17 protein-coding genes are annotated in these 20,928 nt (G+C 59.8%); 4 read left to right on the top strand and 13 right to left on the bottom strand.

Going from position 1 to position 20,928, the window contains the following annotated elements:
* Positions 1 to 190 precede the first annotated feature (190 nt).
* The 4 genes from iolD to iolB are packed head-to-tail and all read left to right on the top strand — an operon-like array spanning position 191 to position 5,842.
* Entirely contained in the window at positions 191 to 2,128 is a 1,938-nt protein-coding gene (iolD, locus tag U5A65_RS36250; protein ID WP_321949247.1) for a 3D-(3,5/4)-trihydroxycyclohexane-1,2-dione acylhydrolase (decyclizing), read from the top strand.
* Between the two features lie 36 nt (positions 2,129 to 2,164).
* Positions 2,165 to 3,028: a sugar phosphate isomerase/epimerase gene (locus tag U5A65_RS36245; protein WP_321949246.1), complete on the top strand. Its 864-nt coding sequence runs from the start codon at positions 2,165 to 2,167 to the stop codon at positions 3,026 to 3,028.
* Positions 3,029 to 3,083: 55 nt separating this feature from the next.
* Positions 3,084 to 5,048 (top strand): bifunctional 5-dehydro-2-deoxygluconokinase/5-dehydro-2-deoxyphosphogluconate aldolase, encoded by a 1,965-nt coding sequence (locus U5A65_RS36240; RefSeq protein ID WP_321938049.1) that lies wholly within the window; start codon positions 3,084 to 3,086, stop codon positions 5,046 to 5,048.
* Positions 5,045 to 5,842: a 5-deoxy-glucuronate isomerase gene (iolB, locus tag U5A65_RS36235; protein WP_321915960.1), complete on the top strand. Its 798-nt coding sequence runs from the start codon at positions 5,045 to 5,047 to the stop codon at positions 5,840 to 5,842. The genes U5A65_RS36240 and iolB overlap by 4 nt, the downstream gene beginning before the upstream one ends.
* Positions 5,843 to 5,894: 52 nt before the next feature.
* Here the strand turns inward: iolB and U5A65_RS36230 are convergent, their stop codons facing one another.
* The 13 genes from U5A65_RS36230 to qhpC all read right to left on the bottom strand — a co-directional run bounded on the left by U5A65_RS36230 (position 5,895) and on the right by qhpC (position 20,927).
* A complete protein-coding gene (locus U5A65_RS36230; protein WP_321915959.1) occupies positions 5,895 to 6,977 on the bottom strand; it encodes a LacI family DNA-binding transcriptional regulator in 1,083 nt (360 codons plus the stop codon).
* On the bottom strand, positions 6,974 to 8,422 hold the full coding sequence (locus tag U5A65_RS36225; protein WP_321949245.1) for a sugar porter family MFS transporter: 1,449 nt from the start codon (positions 8,420 to 8,422) through the stop codon (positions 6,974 to 6,976). The genes U5A65_RS36230 and U5A65_RS36225 overlap by 4 nt, the downstream gene beginning before the upstream one ends.
* A gap of 694 nt (positions 8,423 to 9,116) precedes the next feature.
* Positions 9,117 to 9,893 carry a benzoate diol dehydrogenase BenD gene (benD, locus tag U5A65_RS36220; protein WP_321938045.1) on the bottom strand — a complete coding sequence of 259 codons (777 nt, stop codon included), beginning with the start codon at positions 9,891 to 9,893 and terminating at the stop codon, positions 9,117 to 9,119.
* Positions 9,890 to 10,912 (bottom strand): benzoate 1,2-dioxygenase electron transfer component BenC, encoded by a 1,023-nt coding sequence (gene benC / locus U5A65_RS36215; protein WP_321938044.1) that lies wholly within the window; start codon positions 10,910 to 10,912, stop codon positions 9,890 to 9,892. The genes benD and benC overlap by 4 nt, the downstream gene beginning before the upstream one ends.
* Before the next feature lie 63 nt (positions 10,913 to 10,975).
* Positions 10,976 to 11,464 carry a benzoate 1,2-dioxygenase small subunit gene (gene benB / locus U5A65_RS36210; RefSeq protein WP_321938043.1) on the bottom strand — a complete coding sequence of 163 codons (489 nt, stop codon included), beginning with the start codon at positions 11,462 to 11,464 and terminating at the stop codon, positions 10,976 to 10,978.
* Positions 11,461 to 12,819 (bottom strand): Rieske 2Fe-2S domain-containing protein, encoded by a 1,359-nt coding sequence (locus U5A65_RS36205; RefSeq protein WP_321915954.1) that lies wholly within the window; start codon positions 12,817 to 12,819, stop codon positions 11,461 to 11,463. The genes benB and U5A65_RS36205 overlap by 4 nt, the downstream gene beginning before the upstream one ends.
* 116 nt (positions 12,820 to 12,935) lie before the next feature.
* Positions 12,936 to 13,871, bottom strand: a complete 936-nt coding sequence (gene catA / locus U5A65_RS36200; RefSeq protein ID WP_321915953.1) for a catechol 1,2-dioxygenase — start codon at positions 13,869 to 13,871, stop codon at positions 12,936 to 12,938.
* Between the two features lie 324 nt (positions 13,872 to 14,195).
* Positions 14,196 to 14,528 (bottom strand): cytochrome c, encoded by a 333-nt coding sequence (locus U5A65_RS36195; RefSeq protein ID WP_321915952.1) that lies wholly within the window; start codon positions 14,526 to 14,528, stop codon positions 14,196 to 14,198.
* 30 nt (positions 14,529 to 14,558) lie between these two features.
* Positions 14,559 to 15,779, bottom strand: a complete 1,221-nt coding sequence (locus tag U5A65_RS36190; RefSeq protein WP_321949244.1) for a hypothetical protein — start codon at positions 15,777 to 15,779, stop codon at positions 14,559 to 14,561.
* A gap of 4 nt (positions 15,780 to 15,783) precedes the next feature.
* Complete coding sequence (locus U5A65_RS36185) at positions 15,784 to 17,190, bottom strand: cytochrome ubiquinol oxidase subunit I (protein WP_321915950.1); 1,407 nt, start codon at positions 17,188 to 17,190, stop codon at positions 15,784 to 15,786.
* Between the two features lie 590 nt (positions 17,191 to 17,780).
* Positions 17,781 to 18,974 (bottom strand): c-type cytochrome biogenesis protein CcsB, encoded by a 1,194-nt coding sequence (gene ccsB, locus U5A65_RS36180; RefSeq protein ID WP_321915949.1) that lies wholly within the window; start codon positions 18,972 to 18,974, stop codon positions 17,781 to 17,783.
* 483 nt (positions 18,975 to 19,457) lie between these two features.
* Positions 19,458 to 20,576 (bottom strand): quinohemoprotein amine dehydrogenase subunit beta, encoded by a 1,119-nt coding sequence (peaD, locus tag U5A65_RS36175; protein ID WP_321915948.1) that lies wholly within the window; start codon positions 20,574 to 20,576, stop codon positions 19,458 to 19,460.
* Between the two features lie 27 nt (positions 20,577 to 20,603).
* A complete protein-coding gene (gene qhpC, locus U5A65_RS36170) occupies positions 20,604 to 20,927 on the bottom strand; it encodes a quinohemoprotein amine dehydrogenase subunit gamma (protein ID WP_321889423.1) in 324 nt (107 codons plus the stop codon).
* Position 20,928: the final 1 nt, after the last annotated feature.

The raw sequence follows: 20,928 nt of genomic DNA, 5'->3' as shown, positions 1-20,928 counted from the left end.
GCGGCAGAGAAAAATGTTGGAGACAGCCAATGACCTTCCCTTCTTCCCCTCCAGGGCTGCGAAGACCTCCGCCTCTCGTGCGTATTGCCTTCTGCCCCACCCGGCATCGCGATGCAACGGCAGCCTGTCCGGCTGCGCGACTCATCGCATGAGTACCGCAAACACACTTTCATCACCGCACGGATCACACATGGGTCACATCAGGCTAACGACGGCACAGGCGCTCGTTCGATTTCTCGATAACCAGTACGTCGAGTTCGATGGCGAGCAGACGAAATTCGTCAAGGGCGTGTTCACCATCTTCGGACACGGCAATGTCCTCGGCATCGGCCAGGCGCTCGAGCAGGACGCGGGCGACCTCGTCGTGCATCAGGGAAGAAATGAGCAGGGCATGGCTCACGCGGCCATCGGCTTCGCGAGGCAAAGCAGACGCCGCCAGATCTACGCCTGTACGTCGTCGGTCGGCCCCGGCGCGGCGAACATGGTGACGGCTGCGGCCACCGCGACCGCGAACCGCATCCCCCTGCTGCTGCTACCTGGCGACGTCCACGCCGGACGCCAACCCGACCCTGTGCTCCAGCAGATCGAGCAGTCGCACGATCTCTCCATCAGCACCAATGACGTGTTCCGCCCGGTCAGCAAGTACTGGGATCGCATCGTGCGCCCCGAGCAACTCATGAGCGCATGCATCAACGCCATGCGCGTGCTGACCGATCCTGCGGAAACAGGCGCCGTGACGCTCGCCCTTCCGCAGGACGTTCAGGCCGAAGCGTTCGACTACCCCGACTACTTCTTCGCGAAGCGCGTGCACTACATCGAGCGCCGGCCACCAGCGGCCGCCGCCGTGGCGCGCGCCGCCGCCGTCGCTGCTCGCAAGAGTCGGCCGCTGCTCGTTTGCGGAGGCGGCGTGCGCTACGCCAATGCCCAAAAGGCACTGGTTCGGTTCGCCGAGCGATTCGGCATTCCGGTTGCGCACACCCAGGCCGGCAAGGGCTCGATGGCGTGGGATCACCCGCTCAATCTGGGCGGAATCGGCGAAACGGGCTCGCTTGCCGCAAACGAAATCGCACGTGAGGCCGATCTCGTCATCGGCGTTGGCACGCGCTATACAGACTTCACGACCGCCTCGAAGTGGCTGTTCCAGTCTCCCGAGGTTCAGTTCGTCAATCTGAACACCAGTGCGTTCGACGCCGGCAAGCTCGATGCAGTATCGATTGTTTCGGATGCCGAACCAGGTATCAATGCGCTTTCGGAAGCATTCGAAGGCATCGCATTCTCTTCCGGCCACCGAAGCGATATCGCAAATGCGATTGCGCGTATGCGCGCCGAGGAAGAGCGTGTCCATCAGGTGCGCTATACGCCCGAACAATTCGTACCGGAAATCGATGACCACCTCGATCGCGGCGTGCTCGACGAGTTCGTCCGATTGACCGGCTCGTCACTCACGCAGACCCAGGTGCTGGGGCTGCTGAACGAGAAGCTGACCGATCGCGACGTGGTTGTCGCCGCCGCCGGCAGCCTGCCGGGCGACCTGCAACGCATCTGGCGACCGAAGGGAGAAGACAGCTATCACGTCGAATACGGCTATTCGTGCATGGGTTACGAAGTCAACGCCGCACTGGGCGTGAAGCTCGCGCAGCCGCACAAGGAGGTTTTCGCATTCGTCGGCGACGGCTCTTACATGATGCTCCACTCCGAGCTCGTCACCTCCATTCAGGAGCGCCGCAAGATCAATGTCCTGCTGTTCGACAACATGACGTTCGGCTGCATCAACAACCTGCAGATGGAGCACGGCATGGGAAGTTTCGGGACTGAGTTCCGCTTTCGTGACAGTGAGGCAGGCGCACTCACGGGCGGCTTCGTGCCCATCGACTTCGCAGCCAACGCGGCCGCTTACGGCTGCAAAACGTACACAGTCAAGTCGATGGATGAACTTGTCGCAGCGCTCGACGACGCGCGCACGCAGAGCGTCTCGACACTCATCGACATCAAGGTGCTGCCGAAAACCATGGTGCACAAGTACGGATCGTGGTGGCACGTGGGCGTGCCGGAAGTTTCCACGAGCGCAGCCGTCGACGAAGCATCCCGGCTCATGAAGCTGGCGCTCAACCGCGCCCGGCGGTATTGATCTCCCTTTTCTACAGACCCTCAATCAGGAACCGACATGCGCATCGCCCTCGATCCCTACATGTACCGCCATCTGCCGATTCCGCAGATGGTCGAGAAAGTGGCCGAACTCGGCTACGAATACATCGAACTCTCGCCGCGGGAAGATTTCCTGCCGTTCTACAAGTATCCGCGCGTGGACAAAGCACGCGTGCGCGAGTTCAAGCACGCATTGCGCGAGAACGGCGTCAAGCTCTCCTCGCTGCTGCCGCTCTACCACTGGTCGCACCCCGACGAAGCGATGCGCGAAGCCGCGGTGCGCAACTGGAAGCGCGCGATTCAGGTTGCCGTGGACATGGAATGCGACCTCATGAATACGGAATTCAGCGGCCAGTCCGACAATGCGCTGGTGTGTGAACAGCAGTTCATGCGCTCGATGGAGGAACTGCTGCCGGTGTTCGAGCGTGAGGGCATCAAGCTCGACATTCAGGCGCACCCTTACGACTTCTGCGAGCGCAACAACGAGTCCGTAGACATCATCCGCGGCCTCGACAAACCGTGGCTCAACTACCTCTACGCCGTCCCGCACACGTACTTCTACGATGACGGCAAAGGCGACATCGCGGCCATGCTCGACTACGCGAAGCCGAAGCTCACTCACCTGATCATCGCCGACACGCACAACCACCGTGCATCGTCGAATCTGCGCTACATCGTGAATCCTCCAGGCGTCACCGCGACGGTGCATCAGCATCTCGACATCGGGCAGGGCGAGATTCCCTGGGACACGTTCTTCCGCTCCGTGCGCGACATCGGATTCGACGGCATCGCGACCGTCGCGGTCTTCGCCTGGGAGGAACGCGCGGACGAGTCGTCCCGGATGATGCTCGACGCCGTCCAGCGCGGCCTCGGCCTGAAGTGACCCGCCAGTCCATGCTTTTCGCCTGACACTACACAACGCAACAGGAGCACCCATCGTGCAAAACCCGGTGCAAAACGCCGCGCAAAATCCAACGCTCGCGCCCGACCGAAAATTCGACGTGATCTGCCTCGGCCGGCTCGCAGTCGATCTCTACGCGCAACAGATCGGTGCCCCGCTCGAAGACGTCTCAAGCTTCGCCCGCTATCTTGGCGGTTCCTCGGCCAACATCGCCTTCGGCTGCGCACGGCTCGGTCTGAAGTCGGCCATGCTCTCGCGTGTCGGCAACGACCACATGGGGCGATTCCTCGTGAACGCGCTCACGCGCGAGGGCTGCGACGTGAGCCATGTCGTCACCGACCCGCAACGCCTGACCGCTCTCGTGCTACTTGGTCTTAAGGATCGCGAAACGTTCCCGCTTGTGTTCTACCGCGAGAACTGTGCCGACATGGCGCTGGATGAAGCCGACTTCGACGAGTCGTTCATCGCCTCGAGCCGCGCGCTGCTCATCACCGGCACGCACTTCTCTACGCCGCAGGTGCATCGCGCGAGCATGAAGGCGCTGGAATATGCGCGTCGCAATGACGTGCGCACCGTGCTCGATATCGACTATCGTCCTGTCCTGTGGGGACTTACCGGCAAGGCCGATGGCGAAACCCGCTTCATCGCCAACGGCAGCGTGAGCGAGCATCTGCGCGGCATTGTGCCGATGTTCGACCTCATCGTCGGCACGGAAGAAGAATTCCGCATTGCAGGCGGTTGCGACGATCTGCTCGACGCCCTGCGTGCGGTGCGCGCCTTGACGGCCGCCACGCTCGTGGTCAAGCGCGGGCCGCTCGGATGCGCGATCATCGACGGACCGATTCCGGCTGCGCTCGACGACGCGCGCAACTATCGCGGCGTTCAGGTCGAAGTGCTCAACGTGCTTGGCGCCGGCGACGCGTTCATCTCGGGTTTCCTCAAAGGCTGGCTCACGGGCGCCGACGAGACGACCTGCTGCGCCTTCGCCAATGCCTGCGGCGCGCTGGTCGTTTCGCGGCATGCGTGCGCACCCGCCATGCCCACGCCGGCCGAGCTCGATTACTTCCTCGCCAACGCCGCGCAAATGAAGCGGCCCGATCGCGATGCCACGCTCACGCATCTTCATCGCGTGACCCCGGCGCGACGTAAATGGGACGAAGTGCTCGGCTTCGCGTTCGATCATCGTGAGCAGCTCTTCGCACTCGCGCAGCAGGCAGGCGTGGACGAAGCGCGCATTTCGACGCTCAAGCAACTGTTCGTGGCGGCCGTGGCGGAAACCGAGGCGCAGATCGGCGTGCAAGGCAAGATCGCCGTGCTGATCGACGATCGCTATGGCCAAGATGCGCTCAACGCCGCGACGGGCCGCGGCTGGTGGATCGGCCGGCCGGTCGAACTTCCGGGCTCCAATCCGCTGCAGTTCGAGCATGGCCGCTCGATTGGCACCGCGCTCGCCTTGTGGCCGCGCGAGCACATCGTGAAGTGCCTCGTGCAATATCACCCCGACGACGAAGCCGAGCACCGGATCGAACAGGAGCAGCAACTGCGCTCGCTTTACGACGCCGTGCAGGCGAGCGGTCATGAACTGCTGCTCGAAGTCATTCCGCCGAAAAACAGACCGAATCCACCGTCGTTGATCGTTCGCGCGCTGGAGAGACTGTACGACCTCGGCATCCAGCCGGACTGGTGGAAACTCGAGTCGCCGCGCGCGACCGAGTGGCGCGACATCGACGCGCTGATCGAAAAGCGTGATCCGTATTGCAGGGGCGTGGTGCTGCTCGGCTTGAACGCCCCCATCGAAAGACTCGCAGACGGCTTCGTCGAAGCCAGCGCGAGCCGAACCTGCCGCGGATTCACCGTCGGCCGAACGATTTTCTACGAGCCGAGCCGCGCATGGCTCGCGGGTGAAATCGACGACCAGACCCTGGTCGCTCAGGTGCGCGCGAACTTCGAGGCGCTGATCCGCCTCTGGAGACAGTCTCGCACGCAGAAGGAGGCCGCATGAGCAACCTGATCGTCAAGGGGCAGCAAACGGGTCGTGGCATCGTGACAGTGACACCCGAAAGCGCGGGCTGGCGCCACGTGGGATTTACCGCGAAGCGCTTGGGCAGGGGCGAAAGTATCGTGTTCAATACGGGCGCCGTGGAATTGTGTGTCGTCGTGCTGACCGGCGTCGTCACGGTGTCGACGCCCCAACATTGCTGGCGCGAGATCGGCGGGCGGCGCAGCGTGTTCGAGGCTCAGTCTCCGTATGCGGTGTACGTTCCGCCGCGCCAAAGCGTGTCGATCGAATCGCACGATGACGTCGAGATTGCGCTTTGCACCGCGCCGGCGACCGGCCGCTTCGAAGCGCGCCTGATCGAGCCGGCGACCATCGCGCGATCGGTTCGCGGCGCGGGCACGAATACGCGCTACGTATGCGACATTCTTCCTCAAAGCGAACCGGCGGAGTCGCTGCTGGTCGTCGAAGTCGTGACACCTGCCGGGCATTCGTCCAGCTATCCGCCGCACAAGCACGACGTCGATGCCATTCCCGAAGAGAGCTTTCTCGAGGAAACCTATTACCACCGCATCGATCCGCCGCAAGGGTTCGCGTTCCAGCGCGTGTACACCGACTCGCGCGACATCGACGTGGCGTATGCGGTCGAGAATCACGACGTCGTGATGGTGCCGCGCGGATACCACCCGGTCGTCGCGCCACACGGCTACAACAGCTATTACCTCAACGTGATGGCGGGGCCGAAGCGCGTCTGGCACTTCAGGAACGATCCCGCGCACGAATGGATGCTGGCGAAATAGGTGCGTCTGAACGCGGCGGCGTGGACGGTGCATGCCGTCCCGCCGTCCGCGTTCAGAGCGTCGCTGGAAGATAAGGCGCCTCGCGCACATTCGCGAGGCAAAACACACCGAATTCGACCGGGCCAACCGGAGGAGAATCGGCGAGCACACCACACGCATGCAGCAGGTGTTGCAGTGCCGATATGACCTGCGCGTCGGGGTTCTGATCGATCACGAGATCCATCGTCCCCTCTTCGATGAAGGTCCGATGCTCGTCGAGCATCTCGTGACCGATCCATACGACTTTGCCCGCTGCACCGAACTCCCTGAGGGCCGCAGCGATTCCGGGCGAACCATAGCCGCTGTTATAGATGCCCGCCAGATCGCCTTGCTTCAGTGCGCGAGACACGGCGCGGTAACAGGCGTCGGCGTTGTCCTGCGTTTCGATTTCCGCGCCCTGATAGACGAGGTCCGCGTGCGCGGCAGCCATACCCTCGCGGAAACCGGCCATGCGGTCGCGGTGCGCGCCGAAGCTCAACCCGCCGCACAGCTTCAGCACGCGGCCCGGAGCCCGCGCCAGTCGCCCGATGAAATAGCCGGCCGTGCGGCCCGCGCGCACGTTGTCGATGCCCGCGTAATGCACGCGCGGCACGCCGGTGATATCCGTCATCAGCGTCACGACTGATTCGCCTCGCTCAATGGCGGCCGCAAGCGCCTCGCGCACAGGCACGGTGTCCCGGGCAGTCAGGACGAGCCCTGCGCGCTTGTAGCGCGAGCGCGCGATGGCCTCGACCACCGCGGCGTCCGACTCCGGGAGAATCGTCCGGTGCAGGACGATGCGCTTGTCGATGATTTGCGCCGAACGTTGCCACGCTGCGAGCAGACGCCGGAAGAAAGGCGTATCGCCGTGCGACAGCAACACGTCGATGTGGATGAGCCCATGCCGCACATCAGGCAACACGCGCCGCACGCCCAGTCGACGTGCCGCTGCAATCACCCGCTCGCGCGCGGATTCGGACACGCTGCCGCGCTCGTTGAGCACGCGGTTGACCGTCGACTCACTGACACCCGCTTCCAGCGCGATCTCGACAAAGCGCGCGTCGCGTTTGCGACGCGCGCCCGTCCCAGCGCGTTGCCCTGTTGCGGAGTCGCTCATCTAGCCGCCCGCGACGACCGGTCGTGTCCGGCCTGGAACCAGGCCTCGATGGCTTCGAGGCTCCGGCCCCTCGTTTCCGGCAAACAACGCGTGATGAAGGTGATCGAGACGAGCCCCAACGCGGCGAACAGGAAGAAGGTACTGGAAATTCCGACATGCGCCACGAGAGATGGAAAGCACAGGCCAATGACGAAGTTGACGAGCCAGAGTGTGCAGCCCGCGACACCTGCCGCAAACCCTCGAATCCTCAGCGGGAACAGTTCGGACAGCAGCACCCAGCTGACCGGAGCGATCAGCGCCTGCATGAAACTCAGGAAGCACACCATCGCCGAGAGGATCAAGCCCGCGCGCAAGTGGGAAACGGGCAACCAATCCGAGAACAGGCCGATCATTAACAGGGACAGCGTGGTCCCTGAAAGACCGAGGATAAACATTGGCCGCCGCCCGATCTTGCCCAGCGCGTAGATACCCACGCACGTCGCCAGCACGGAGATCACACCGTTGGCGATATTGGCGATCAGCGCGGTTTCCCGGCCGAAACCGGAACTCGTGAGGATCTGCGTGCCGTAGTACATGATCGAGTTGACGCCGGTTGCCTGCATCACCACGGCAACGCCCAGACCGATGAAGAACACACGACGTATCCAGGGCGTCGACAATTCGGCAATCACACGGCGGCCCGTCTGGCGATGTTGCGCGCCCGCATGGCGGATCTCGGCGAGTTCAGCCGCGACCTTTTGCTGTTCCCGAACACGCTTGAGCACGCGGAGCGCATCGCCAATGCGCCCCTTGGACGCGAGCCAGCGCGGGCTTTCGGGCATCACCAGCATACCGATCCACAACGCGACCGCCGGCAACGTCGCGATCACCAGCATCCAGCGCCAGATGCCGTGCGTCGCGCCCCACTGGTTGCCGATCACGGCGTTGAGAATGAACGCGAGCATCTGCCCGGAGACGATCATCAATTCGTTCTGCGTCACGATCTGGCCGCGTCTGTCCGCGGGCGCCATCTCGGCCAGATAGGTCGGAACCGCCACCGATGCGCCGCCAACCGCAAGACCCAGCACGAAGCGCGCGATCACCATGGCCGTCACGGTGGGCGCGAATGTGCAGGCGAGCGTACCAACGAGAAAAGTGACCGCCAGCGTCATGATGCTCGTGCGGCGACCATATCGATCGGCAAGGTGGCCGCCAATCACAGCGCCCATTGCGGCGCCAAGCAGCAGGAAGCTCGTGACCATCCCCTCAGTTACAGGAGTGAGCCCGAAATCACGCTTCATGTAGCCGAGTGCGCCGTTGATGACGCCTGTGTCGTATCCAAACAGCAGGCCGCCAAACGTGGCGACGATGGTGACGAGCCGGACGAAGCGGGCAATGCGCGTAGCTTCGCTCGTATCGGATTGGTCAAAGTCGCCGGGAATGGGCGCTTCGTAAGCGTTTCGCATCTTTGTCTCCGTATTCTTTCTCGACAGCGCTTTCTTGCAATGCGGATCCTTGCCGCAATGGCAAAGATTCGCAACCACCAGTTCGCTGTTCCTGATCCGGCGCATTCGACGATGGAACGCATCGATCCTGCTTTTGCACCGCTCACCATGCACGGTCGCTCGCGCAACCGCGATTATGCAAATGGATCGTTCAGGGACGGAGCCCGGGTTCCGGGCGAACACGGGACGAGTCGTCTCGTGAGAAGCAGGATTGCATGGACGGTGTCTCCGACGTTATCGACCACGATCCCGCGCGGGGAGCCGGCCGTGGCCCTTGCCGCGCTTCGCGCAAGTCTGTATGGAGGAAAGTAGTGAAACTTTACCCCAGCGACAACGCAAATTTTGACCATTTTTGGTCAACTTAATCTTGCGTTGCGCACGGGAAAGCAGGATTTCCGCGGATTAACTGACAGACGTAAACATTTTGTAAACAAGCAGTTGGCCGTCATATTTCCGTTGCGGACGAAAGAATGAACAGCATCAGGGGAGTGCCGTCTGAAGGCCGTGGACGCGGTTCACAATGGAAATAACGTCCTGTGCAGCTTGATTACGAACGTCTGAGGGAAAACCTGGGCTTCTTGACTCGCGCGAATCCAGGCAACGGGACTCGGATTAGCGAGCGATCTCTAACCAACCCGCGCCTGGCATTTGCGAGTCAGCCCTGATCGCCGCCGGCAACCGGCAATACGGAGCCCGTGATGTAGCTCGCTTCGTCCGAAGCGAGAAACAGGATCGGCGCGACCTGTTCGTCGAGGGTGCCGTAGCGCTTGAAGAAGGTCGATTCGGTAACCTGCGCTACCGCCTCGCTCATCCAGACCTTTTCCTGCTCGCTGTCACCAGCGGCATTGCGCGGGATGCGGCGCGACGGTGCCACGGTGCCACCGGGCGCCGTGGCGACCACGCGGATATTGTCCTCCGCGTATTCCATAGCCAGCGATTGCGTGATCGCATTCACGCCGCCCTTCGCTGCCGAATACGGCAACCGGCGAATGCCGCACGTGGCGTTCGAAGAAACGTTGACGATGGTGCCGCGCCCGCGCTCGAGCAGATGCGGCAACACGGCGTGACACGTGTACAGCGTGGGCATGAGCGAGCGGCGGATTTCCGCATCGATCTGTGCCGGCTCGAATTCCGCATACGGACGCATGCGGATAGCGCCGCCCACACCGTTGATGAGAATGTCGATTCCGCCAAATCGTTGCGCGGCGAAATCCATGGCCGCTTTCGCGCCGTCATACGTTTCGAGGTCGGCGACGAATCCCGCCGTTTCAGCGCCCTTCGCCTCGGCCGCGACTTCAGCCACGAAATCCGCGCGATCGACGAACACGACCTTGCCGCCTTCGACCGCCGCACGTAGCGCGACGCCGAGCCCAATTCCCTGCGCCGCACCGGTGACGACGACGACCTTGCCTGCGAATCGTTGCATGTTCATGCCGCCTTCGGAACGACGTTCGGGGTAAACTTCTCGTAGTGGAAGCTGTTGGGCTTCACACCTTCGTCATCAAAATACCTGCGTACGGCGTCCACCATCGGCGGCGGGCCGCACAGGTACACATCGACGTCGCCATCGTTCAAGGCGTCGGCGGGAATGTGCTGCGTGACCCAGCCCTTGCGCGGATGATTCGAATCCACGTCGGCGATGACGGTAGCGAAGCTGAAGTTCGGCAGCTTCGCTGCGTAGGCGTCGATGGCTTCGACCAGCACAAGATCGAGGTCACGCGTCACGCCGTAAATGAGGTGCACCTTCTGCTGCGCGTTGGTGCGCGCGAGCACTTCCAGCATCGAGAGGAACGGCGCCAGACCCGTGCCGCCTGCGAGAAACAGCAGCGGCCGCTGTACGTCGCGCAAATAGAAGCTGCCGAGCGGCCCCGTCAAATCGAGCTTCGTGCCCGGTTGTGCGGCTTCGAGCCACGTGCTCATCACGCCGCCAGGAATCTTCTTGATCAGGAAGCTGATCTTCGATTCGCCCGGCGCAGAGGAGAACGAATACGAACGGTGTTGGCCACTGCCCGGCACGTTGATGTTGACGTACTGGCCCGGCAGGAACGCGGGCTCGGCTGTATCCACATCGAGTTCGAGCACAATCGCGGCGTCGTTGTGCTGTTCGACTTTTGTCACCGTAGCGGCAAACTTGCTCTGCCCCGTTTTGCATACGATGGAAGACGCCGGTACCGCAATCACGCAATCGCTTTCCGGCACCATCTGGCAGGTGAGCACGAGGCCTCTGTCCTTTTCGTCCTCGGTCAACGCGTCCTCGATATAGTCTTCGCCGAGGTCGTAGCTGCCACTTTCTGCACGGCACTTGCAGGTGCCGCACACGCCGTCGGAGCAATCCATCGGCAGGTTGATCCTCGCGCGGAAGGCCGCATCGAGGACCTTCTCGCCCGCTTTACAATCGATGAAACGGGTAACACCGTCCTCGAAATTCAGTGCAATCTTGTAGCTGGACATGGTGTCCCCTTCTTTTCCATGTTGAAACCGGGTCTCGCTGTCAAACGACAATTAGGCGAGCCTTCAAACGTGATAAACGTCGAGCACCTGACGGATGTAGTCGTTCTTCAGCACGATCTTTTTAGAGGCAATGAGGAAGTCGTTGCCGCTCTTGCGCAAGGTGACGAGCATCGTGCCGAAGAAGCTATCCGTGGTTTTGTAGCGATGACTGAGCGTGTGGAAGTTGTAGCGCACATCCACTTCGTCGCCTCGACCCGCCAGCACTTCCACGTTCGTGACGTTGTGGTTCGTGCGCGGCTCCGGCATCGAGGCCCCGCTGCGTTCGGTCTTGATGCGGAACACGCGGTCTTCGAGGCCGCCGCGATTCGGGTAATACATCAGCGAGATCTGCGACTGGTGGTCGTCGGTGAGCTGGTCGTCGTCGTCCCACGCGGGCATCCAGTACGTGACGTCTTCGGCATAGCAGTCGAGCCACGCTTCCCACTGCCTATCGTCGAGCAGGCGCGCTTCGCGGTACAGCACGGCGCAGATTTTCTGGTAGTCGAAACTCATGCCTGTGCTCCTTCCTGTTCCTTCTTGAGCGCGTCGCGCATCACGCGCACCCAATATTCGTGTTGGCACACGAACAGGCCTTCATCTTCGCTACGCTCGCCCGAAATCAGCGGCTTAAGTCCCATCTTCTTTGCGTTTTCGTCCGGGCCATCGACCCACAACGGCGCGCCTCGCGACAGGTCGTTCCAAAGCGCTGTGGTGCCGGCGTACCCATTCTGGCAGGCGCGAAACTCTTCCAGATCGTCTGCGGTACCCATGCCGGACACGTTGAAGAAGTCCTCGTACTGACGAATTCGCGTAGCGCGGTCAGCCTGGCTCTCACCCTTGGGCGCGAAACAGAAGATCGAGACTTCCGTCTTGTCCACGCTGATCGGGCGCACCACGCGGATCTGCGTGCTGAACTGGTCCATCAGGAACACGTTCGGGTACAGGCACAGATTTCTCGTCTGCTTGACAATGAAATCCGCCTTCACTTCGCCGACACGCGCCTTGATTTCGTCGCGCTGTCGATAGACCGGACGCACTTCTGGATTCATCGTGTTGGTCCACAGCAGGATGTGGCCGTAGTCGAAGCCATACACGCCCGCCACCGACTTGCTCCAGCTGTTGGCATCCACAGCCTGCGTGCCCTCTTCCTTTCGCCGTCCCATCGTCGCGGCATAATTCCAGTGAACAGTGCTCACGTGATAGCCATCGCAACCGTTCTCCATCTGCATCTTCCAATTGCCTTCGTATACGTACGAAGAATTACCGCGCACCACCTCAAGCCCGTTCGGCGACTGATCAACGATCTGGTCGATGATGACTTTCGCTTCGCCGAGGTAGTCCTCCAGCGGAAGAACGTCCGCATTGAGACTGCCAAAGAGGAACCCACGGTAGTTCTGGAAGCGCGCGACTTTTTTCAGGTCATGAGAGCCGTCCGTATTGAATTGCACGGGATATTCGGTCGTTTTCTCATCCTTCACCTTCAGCAGCTTTCCGGCATTGGAAAAGGTCCAGCCGTGGAAAGGGCACGTAAAGCTGCCCTTGTTGCCGTGCTTGCGCCGGCAGAGCATCGCCCCCTTGTGCGCACAGGCATTGATGACCGCGTGCAATTCTCCGGTCTTATCGCGCGTGACGACCACCGGTTGACGACCAATCCACGTGGTGTAGTAGTCGTTGTTGCTGGAAACCTGGCTCTCGTGAGCTAGGTACACCCAGTTACCCTCGAAGATGTGCTTCATCTCCAGATCGAACAGATCGGCGTTGGTGAAGATATCGCGCCGGCAACGGAATATGCCTGCCTCCTTGTCATCCTGGACTGCAGTGACAAGTAGCTGATCCAGTTCTTTGGCTTTGCCGAAAATGTTTGACATGTTTCCTCTCCTAAGCGCGTTCAAGATCCTGCACGGAGTTCGCGCATTGGCGTCGAATGATTCTTATGGGCTCTCGCCAGGCGGAGGTGCTTACCCACCGCCGCCAGATCGGGCTGTTACGCCGCGGCGGAAGCCCGAAGGCGATGGACGAGCTGGTTATCCTTTCCCTGCACCAGCGGCGTTAGAACAAAGTTGAACTCGATGTCCTTGTACGTTTCGTCCTTCAGGCCCAACGCCGCACCTCCAGTCTTCTCGATCACCTGCGGAATTAGCTCCTCACGGGTGGCGTACGCGAAGTCGTCCCAGATTAGTGGATCACCTTCGATGTTGAATTGCGTCGTCAGCTTGCGGTGATGCGCACTCGTGACGAAAAAGTGCACGTGCGCCGGACGATTTCCATGGCGGGCAAGCTCGTTCAACAACTGCTGCGTAGCGCCGTGCGGCGGGCAGCCGTAACCCACCGGCATAAGCGTGCGGAATTCGTACTTGCCGTCGGCACCGGTTCTAACTGCGCCGCGCAGGTTGAACTCGCTCTGGGCACCCGTCGGGTCGAAATGCGAGTAGAAACCCTTCGAATTGGCGTGCCAACATTCGACGACTGCCCCTGCAACTGGCTCACCGCTTGGTCCCGTGACAGTACCGTGGATGACAAGCGGGCCCGCGTCTGTGTCAGTATTGATGTCAATCTTCGATACGCCATCGCGCAAGGGCGCGCCAGCCACATAGAGCGGTCCCTCAATGGTCCGCGGCGTGCAGCCATCGATACCTATCTCCCTGTCCTCGGCGTCCATGCGGATGTCGAGATACTTCTCCAGACCCAAGCCGGCGGCAAGAAGAGCCGCTTCTCCATCCTGGCCGAGCTTGTTCAGATAGTTGACTCCGACCCAGACCTCATCAGGCGTGATATCGAGATCATCAATGGCTTTGAAGAGATCGCCCAGCAAACGATTAAGAATCTCCTTGAGCCGGGGATTTCCGCTCAAATCGTCGATATTGACTGCGGCCTTCAAAAGATCCTGTACTTCCTTTGTTCTGAATACTTTGACATTCATAGTTACAGTCTCCACTTCGTAATCGAAAATGACTGGGGTTACGCCCACTGTCCCGGAATCACGCACGGGGGAATTGTTAGCGAATCGAGAAGGAAAGTTCCTACGCGTTCAATCGCCACTCGAGCCGTGACGCAAACCGCAATGGTGAAGTTCGTTGAGTTGCTTTATACGCCTCGTCCGGTAACAGCGTCCAATACTTTGGATAACAGATTTCCATATCACTCGGGTATTGCATGCGGGTTGGCAACGGGATATCGCACAGACCGAGCCGCCAGCAGCAGATTTAGGTGAGAGATAAGTTGATCCAAGCCCTTATGGTGCAACTCATTCAGCGTCGCGCGGCAAGCGACCGAAATACGCGGCGATGTTGACGATGTCTCGGTCCGACAGTGGCTTTGCCATCGCATTCATCGTTGGGCTCTGTCGCGTTTGCCCATCCCGGTACGCGTGCAATGCAATTTCCAGATAGTCGGAGTGCTGACCCGCGAGGTTCGGCACGCCCGGCAACCTCGCAATTCCGTTTGCGTTGTGGCAGGCGAAGCAGACGGCCGCGCGCCGCGCACCGGCATTGACATCTGGCGCCGGGTCGACAGCCTGCGCGTGTACGGCGTGGTGAGTAAGCAGCAGCGTGAGACCAGCAAGAAGAGTCGATTTCATGAGAGTAATTTCTGCAGCATTTACCGCGAATCAGATGAAGCCGTCGCGATACGAGATCGCAATACCGTAGGCGAGGAACACGGCGATCCAGAGTCCGAGCGCCGCGAGCGCTCCGGTGCCAAGGCGCGCGACCGGGCGCTCGGCCGTGTAGCAATTTTGGACCCGGCCCGAACGGTACAGCAGCAACAGATAGAAGCCGCCAACGAACCCACCGATGCCCGTGAGCGTTATGAAGAATAGAAAAGTCGACGGCCAGTCGAAGTGCACGGGGTAGGTGTATACGTCATAGCCAAATGGCCGAAGATAGGCAGTGCGGATGATTTCGCGCCAGAGCGAGAGCAATCCGAGCAACGCAATGCTCGCGACGGCCGGCAGGTAACCATGCGTTGCTGGGTTGAGGCGATGCATCCACCACGCCATCGCAACTAGACCAGCGACGAGGAGCCATCCAACCGGATTTAGTGCGAGCCCACTCGCGTGCGGCAGGTCAGCTTGCCATGCAAGCAGCGTCGGGACCGACAGCGCGAATCCCCATTGAGCTATACGTTGGCCGAGTCCACGTGCGAATGCAAGATATGCCGCTTCACGATCAGTACGACCGGCGAAGTATTGCGCGTAGACGAGCAGGAAAACGCCGACGCCCGGCACCGACAGGCCCATGATGAACATGTAGCGCGCCCATTCGATCGCGTGTAGCGAAGCTCCACGCGTATCCACATCCCCAACCGGCGCGTACCACTGAGTCCATTGCTGCGGCAGCAGTTCCTGATAGGACAGTGCGTGCATGATGAGGCCGTCAAGAAAGAACAGCGCAAGCGCAACCCATGCGTAAAGGCCGATGCGCTTCTTCGCACCCGCGTGATTGACTTGGTAGAACGCGAACCAGCAACAGTACCCGACGATGAGGGTAAAGATGAATGCAATCGCCCAACGCCCGGACAGCACGTTCGACGTATACCACTGCGGGTCGTAGATCACTTGCGTAAACAGCAGCGGCCCGACCCCGAGCACGATCAGTAGCGACACTGCGACCTTCGCAACCTTGGTCAACCCGAACGACAATCGCTCCCAATACGGGCCGGCGCCGCGGCGGTGAAACGCGATAATAGCGAGCCCCGCGCTGCCGAGCGCGAGATGCACGAATGCGATATGCAGCACCCACGTAGTCACCATCAGCACCTGAAACACGACCGGCTGCGCGGGAAGCCCGGCAGGATCGCGCATCGCATTCATTACAACTCCGATATCCATGGCCTTACTTCCTTGTCGATGCTAGTACGATCGACATTCGTTGCTGTTCAATCAGTTGGTTCACGTTCTTGCCGGCATTCACCGCCGCGAGGTAGCTTGCGATCGCGCGGATCTCGTCATCGGGCAGATCGATGCGCGGCATGTATGGCTGTGTGCCGTGTTTCAGCGGGCCTTGCATGAAGGCAGCGATCATGTCCGCATCGTGCGAGTACTGAAGCTTGCCGGGTAGATTTCGCAGCGGGCCGCCAGGCTCTAGCGAGTGACAATTCGCACAGGCCATCTTTGTCAACAGACGGCCTACCTCAAGTTCGTTCGCTTCGGTCACCGCGCGCAGGCCGTCCGGCACGAACGGGTTAAGCTTCAACAAGCCGTGCGCGGCGATCGCGTCGACCTCCGACTTGATCCCCTTCGCCGGCACATCACGCGCGATCACCTGGTTCCCGTAGATATACTGACCGACCACGTACGGCTTGCGCATCGATTCGCGCATGCGCTCCTCGGGCCAGACGCCAAACACCGCGATAAACAGGAACATCGTCACCGCAAGTGACGTATAGACCTTCTGCGGGCGCCACCACGCGAACAACAGCCACAGCGTAGCGACGACGAACACGCAGATCATCTCCTTGCCATAGACTGGCAGCAGATTCGCGTTGAGCATCACGATGGCGTTATTCGGCAGTGTGCGCAGGTAATACAGGAACATCAGCACGGCAACGAATCCACCGACAAGCCCGACAGGGGCAATCAGGCGTACGACGCCGCGGCGTAGCTCGCGGTCACTCACTCGGCTCGCTACTAGCAGGCCGACAACAGACGCCATCACGAACATAGCGCCGGTCCGCGTGCCGAGTTGAGCGAAGAAGTTGACGTTAAAGAATGCATCGCTCGTCGAGCCGGTCTGATACCAACGATCGCTGCCAGGCCACATCATGAACGACAAGATCCCGACAATCAGGAGCATCGTCGCCCACGACGCGAGCGCGAACGACCAAGTCAGCTTCAGGTGGGTCTTCGGGTCGACCTTGCCGATCAGGTAGACGAGCGCGTATACACCGATCACCTCCACCGTAAAGTAGACCCACTCGGTCGCCCAAACCCAGACGAAGTTGTGGATCAGACCACTAACACCGCGCGGGCTCGCAACTGTAATCGCGTACCAAATACCGGGGCCTGTGATCGAGCCGATAATGTACGAGAACACAAGCAGAAACATCCCGTACTTCTTGATGAATTCCATCAGTCGCGGCTCGTTTTTGCGATAAGCACGTGTCTCGAGCAGCGCGAACAGAAACGATGCACCGACCGACGTATGGGACGCAACGACGTGAATCACACCAATGATGCCCATTACCCAAGCTGTGCCGATGCCTGGAACGTAGAAAGTCGGGTACATGCCGAGTACCGCCATACAAATATTCCTCTTCCTAAATAAATAACCAATAAAGCCAATCGACCGACAGTTTCTCAGCGTCGCATCATGCGTCCGCTTCCCGCGTCTCAATATCCCGCTCCCGAAACCGACCTCGATCGATCACAGCGTTCAAATTCGAATGAGCTTGCGCGTGCCTTATGGCGCAACCCGCTCCGCGGCTTCGTTCTATCAGCCGGCTTTAAGAACTGTTTGATGTACACGTGATTGCGTGGCCGCGCGCGACGTGAGTGTCAGGCCTTGCGCTTGTCGATTGAACCGCTGCCACATTTTGGGCGACTTGTGGCCATATCGTTGGATTGATGTGCGTAGAAAATCGCCTGCGTCATCGGACTTTTCCGCCCTCACGGCGCTGCGCACGTCCAGACTCGTCGCTTCACACAAGATCTCACAAAGCGGGGGCACATAGCTTCAGCGAAACAATTAGCTATCTTCAAGCGCTCTTCGATGCATGCGCCCCGCTTCTACCCAATTCGCAACGTCTGGCGCCGGAACGGTTGGCCGCCCGCTCCGCCGTTTACAGGGCGCAGGCCATTTTGAAAGCAAAGCGCAGCAATCTTCACGGATAATCAAAGCTTGCCGTAGCTATGCAACCCCGACAGGAACATGTTCACCCCGAGGAACGCGAACGTCGTGACCAAGAGCCCTGTCAGCGCCCACCAAGCGGCGATAGTCCCGCGTATCCCCTTCATCAAGCGCATGTGCAGCCATGCCGCATAGTTGAGCCAGACGATTAGCGCCCAGGTTTCCTTCGGGTCCCAGCTCCAGTATCCACCCCACGCCTGCGCAGCCCACAACGCGCCGAGTATCGTCGCAATTGTGAAGAACATGAATCCAACCGCGATCGACTTATACGTTACGTCGTCGAGCACGTCGAGCGCAGGCAACCTGTCGGCCAGCACGCCGCGTGACTTCAGCAAATACGCCACGCTGACCATCGCCGACAAAGCGAAACTTCCATAACCGATAAAATTCGCTGGCACGTGGATTTTCATCCACCAGCTCTGCAGCGCTGGCACCAATGGCTGAATCTGCTGTGCGTCGCGCGTCACCGAGTACCACGTGAGGAATCCGACAGCCGCACTGATTACCAGTAGCACGAACGCGCCGAGCAATCGGGTACCGTAATACCCTTCGTAGTACAGATATAGCAAAGCGGTGATTAGGCTGAACAGCACAAAGACTTCGTATAGGTTTGATACTGGAATGTGGCCAACGTCCGGACCAATCAGATACGACTCGTACCAGCGCGCCATCATCCCGGTAAAACCCATCAGCACCGCAGCCCAGGTCATTTTCTGGCCGATTGCGCCGCCCGCCTCCGAACGGCTCAGCATGCCGACCCAGTAGAAAATGGTCGCTAAAACGAACAATGTGCTCATCCACAGGATCGCGGACTGACTCGACAGGAGATAACGCAGGATGAACGTCGAATCCGCACGGCTTAGATCACCGTCGTACAAATGGATTGACAGCAACGACAGCACCGCGACGCCAGCCGTCAGCAGTCGCGCAGGCTTCCAATACCAGCCAACGGCGACGAGTGCGAGCAATGTACCAATCATCACCATGCGATCGTAAACGTCCATGTGCGCGTAGTAGTGCACAAGTGCGAAACCCACGCCACCGACAAGCGCAAGTGCGAACAGCCAGTCTACGATTGAGAGACGCAGAAAAAATGCACGGTCGTCAAAGTGCGGCACGGCCGCCGTGTCTGCGGCGCACGCTGCCGCCGGCGGCAAATAAACCTGGTTCTGTTCCATGATATTAACGTGTGAACTCTTCGTGCCTATCGCGTAAAGGACTGCGTCTCTGGATACTGATGCGCTGCCATGTAGATCGCGCGTCTGCGCGATCTACTTCTCGAGATTGAACTTCCTGCAGGCGCGCATTGGCGACGACACCATCACTCCGATGCGAGCGCCTGTGGCTTTCGGCCGGCAACAGACCGCCGCGCCGCACCGCTAGCAGCTCATCAACACATTGGTGCGAAGTCGACATGACACACGGGCATCGCAGATTGGCTCGCGCAAGCCATCGAGGGCACTCTCACCAGCAAAGAAGCGGTGCGCGGAATACGCTTCCGGTGACCCCTGCGCAAGGTGACGAAATACCCCCGATGCCCATGCGCTTCCGTTCGTCGAACACTGCTCGCACGGGCATAGTGCAAGTGAGATCGCACCGCCCGCGCGGCCAGACCATCGATTGCCATACAAGCGATCGCAGTACGAGCCTACTCCATCAATCTATCGGACAAAAATTTGCGGAGTAGCTTGAGCGGTATCTCCGCTCAGTCGGATTTCCTTGATTTTCTTCATGGTCGCTGCGTCGAATACGCTAATTGAATTGGCCGCTCCTGCTACATATACCTTGTTGCCAGACTTATTTAGCGTCAACACGTAGTAGGTGTGATCAAGCGGCGCTTCCCCCACAAGCTTCTCTGTCTTTGAATCGAATTTCGCGAGACGATTTCCGACAACATACACAATATCCGGATTTGTCGGAGAACGTACACCGCTGAAAAACACTTCCGTGACGGGGGCAAAGTCCTTCAGCGACGCCTTGCCGGTCGCAAGATCGACGTCAATGTAGCCATACATCGTCTCATTCGTCCCTGGAGCCTTCTTCTCATCTTTGAAGCGATCAGCAGTGTATATAGAATCGAACGAATGTTGTGGTAGTTGCTGCGGCCACACGTTCAATACGTCTGGTTGCCCATAAAGTGGTCTTTTCCAGTTCCGGACCGCAACAGCGACGTCGAGCTTCCCAGATTTCACGTCCATGCGGTAGATGTCGGCACCTGCAATATACAAAGAGCCGTCATCCGCTGCGAACATAACCCCGAGTTGGCGCGGTACCGGGAACGTTCGGATCGGCTTCGCATCCATGCCACCACTGGTCGAATACACCTGTAGACGCGGAGTCTGAACTTCATAGGTGTCGCGATTGAGCTTGGTCGGGTTGACGACGCTGTATACCTCTTTTCCGTCAGGGCTCACAGCTATGGAGAACATCGATTTGACGCGTTCACCGGGTCGGTCCGAGAGATCCGCATGGAACACGACCTTGCATGTATCAAGCTCGACGCCGTAGAGATCGCCGTATCGATTGTTCAGAACATATGCGTGTGACTTATCTGGACTAATCGTTACCGTCCCTGGATTAAACGCGTCTGGCATCGAGCACGTCTTAAAAATCTCATCGGTGAATGCGTCCACGACAGTCAGCGTATTCGGATAGCCAACAATTGCGAGGTACTCGTGCCCTCTTTGCAACGCGCTACTGGCCGCAGCTACACTCACCAACGAGCCAGTCGACAGAATTGCCGATAGCAGAGTGATACCAAAACACTTCTTAATTGACATATTTTTCCCCAGTGTGTGCGGCGTCGATTACTTACCCTTCGGAAACACGCTACCGAGCTTGCGCCAGTCGGCGCTGGCTACGGAGTCGGATTTGTTCCAGTTCGGGTAAGTTATCATCGTGTCCGGCACCTGCGCGGGCCACCAACACGGATCGGAGCAACCGTAAAGATCCGCCTCCATTGGCTGGCACAACGAAGCAATGCCACCGAATGCATCTGTCTCCCAGCCGGGGTCGGTTGTAGCAGTACACCCTGCAACAGACGTCATCGCGACGACTTCTTCGAGCCGGTCTTCCTGCGCGGCTTGCTCAAGTTGCTTTGCCTTGTTGTTGAGCGGCTTTAGATGTTTCATG

This window comes from Paraburkholderia sp. J10-1, from assembly GCF_905220165.1.
Lineage (GTDB): Bacteria > Pseudomonadota > Gammaproteobacteria > Burkholderiales > Burkholderiaceae > Paraburkholderia.
The sequence above is the reverse complement of the archived record's forward strand: the minus strand, read 5'-3'. Positions and strand labels throughout refer to the sequence as shown.

What these genes read in the sequence shown, in the direction of transcription:
- ccsB (WP_321915949.1), bottom strand. Translation starts at nt 18,974, where the DNA reads ATGGAACAGAACCAGGTTTATTTGCCGCCGGCGGCAGCGTGCGCCGCA.
- peaD (WP_321915948.1), bottom strand. Translation starts at nt 20,576, where the DNA reads ATGTCAATTAAGAAGTGTTTTGGTATCACTCTGCTATCGGCAATTCTG.
- U5A65_RS36245 (WP_321949246.1), top strand. Translation starts at nt 2,165, where the DNA reads ATGCGCATCGCCCTCGATCCCTACATGTACCGCCATCTGCCGATTCCG.
- catA (WP_321915953.1), bottom strand. Translation starts at nt 13,871, where the DNA reads ATGAATGTCAAAGTATTCAGAACAAAGGAAGTACAGGATCTTTTGAAG.
- iolB (WP_321915960.1), top strand. Translation starts at nt 5,045, where the DNA reads ATGAGCAACCTGATCGTCAAGGGGCAGCAAACGGGTCGTGGCATCGTG.
- iolD (WP_321949247.1), top strand. Translation starts at nt 191, where the DNA reads ATGGGTCACATCAGGCTAACGACGGCACAGGCGCTCGTTCGATTTCTC.
- benB (WP_321938043.1), bottom strand. Translation starts at nt 11,464, where the DNA reads ATGAGTTTCGACTACCAGAAAATCTGCGCCGTGCTGTACCGCGAAGCG.
- U5A65_RS36190 (WP_321949244.1), bottom strand. Translation starts at nt 15,779, where the DNA reads ATGGATATCGGAGTTGTAATGAATGCGATGCGCGATCCTGCCGGGCTT.
- U5A65_RS36225 (WP_321949245.1), bottom strand. Translation starts at nt 8,422, where the DNA reads ATGCGAAACGCTTACGAAGCGCCCATTCCCGGCGACTTTGACCAATCC.
- benD (WP_321938045.1), bottom strand. Translation starts at nt 9,893, where the DNA reads ATGAACATGCAACGATTCGCAGGCAAGGTCGTCGTCGTCACCGGTGCG.
- qhpC (WP_321889423.1), bottom strand. Translation starts at nt 20,927, where the DNA reads ATGAAACATCTAAAGCCGCTCAACAACAAGGCAAAGCAACTTGAGCAA.
- U5A65_RS36230 (WP_321915959.1), bottom strand. Translation starts at nt 6,977, where the DNA reads ATGAGCGACTCCGCAACAGGGCAACGCGCTGGGACGGGCGCGCGTCGC.
- U5A65_RS36185 (WP_321915950.1), bottom strand. Translation starts at nt 17,190, where the DNA reads ATGGCGGTACTCGGCATGTACCCGACTTTCTACGTTCCAGGCATCGGC.
- benC (WP_321938044.1), bottom strand. Translation starts at nt 10,912, where the DNA reads ATGTCCAGCTACAAGATTGCACTGAATTTCGAGGACGGTGTTACCCGT.
- U5A65_RS36205 (WP_321915954.1), bottom strand. Translation starts at nt 12,819, where the DNA reads ATGTCAAACATTTTCGGCAAAGCCAAAGAACTGGATCAGCTACTTGTC.
- U5A65_RS36195 (WP_321915952.1), bottom strand. Translation starts at nt 14,528, where the DNA reads ATGAAATCGACTCTTCTTGCTGGTCTCACGCTGCTGCTTACTCACCAC.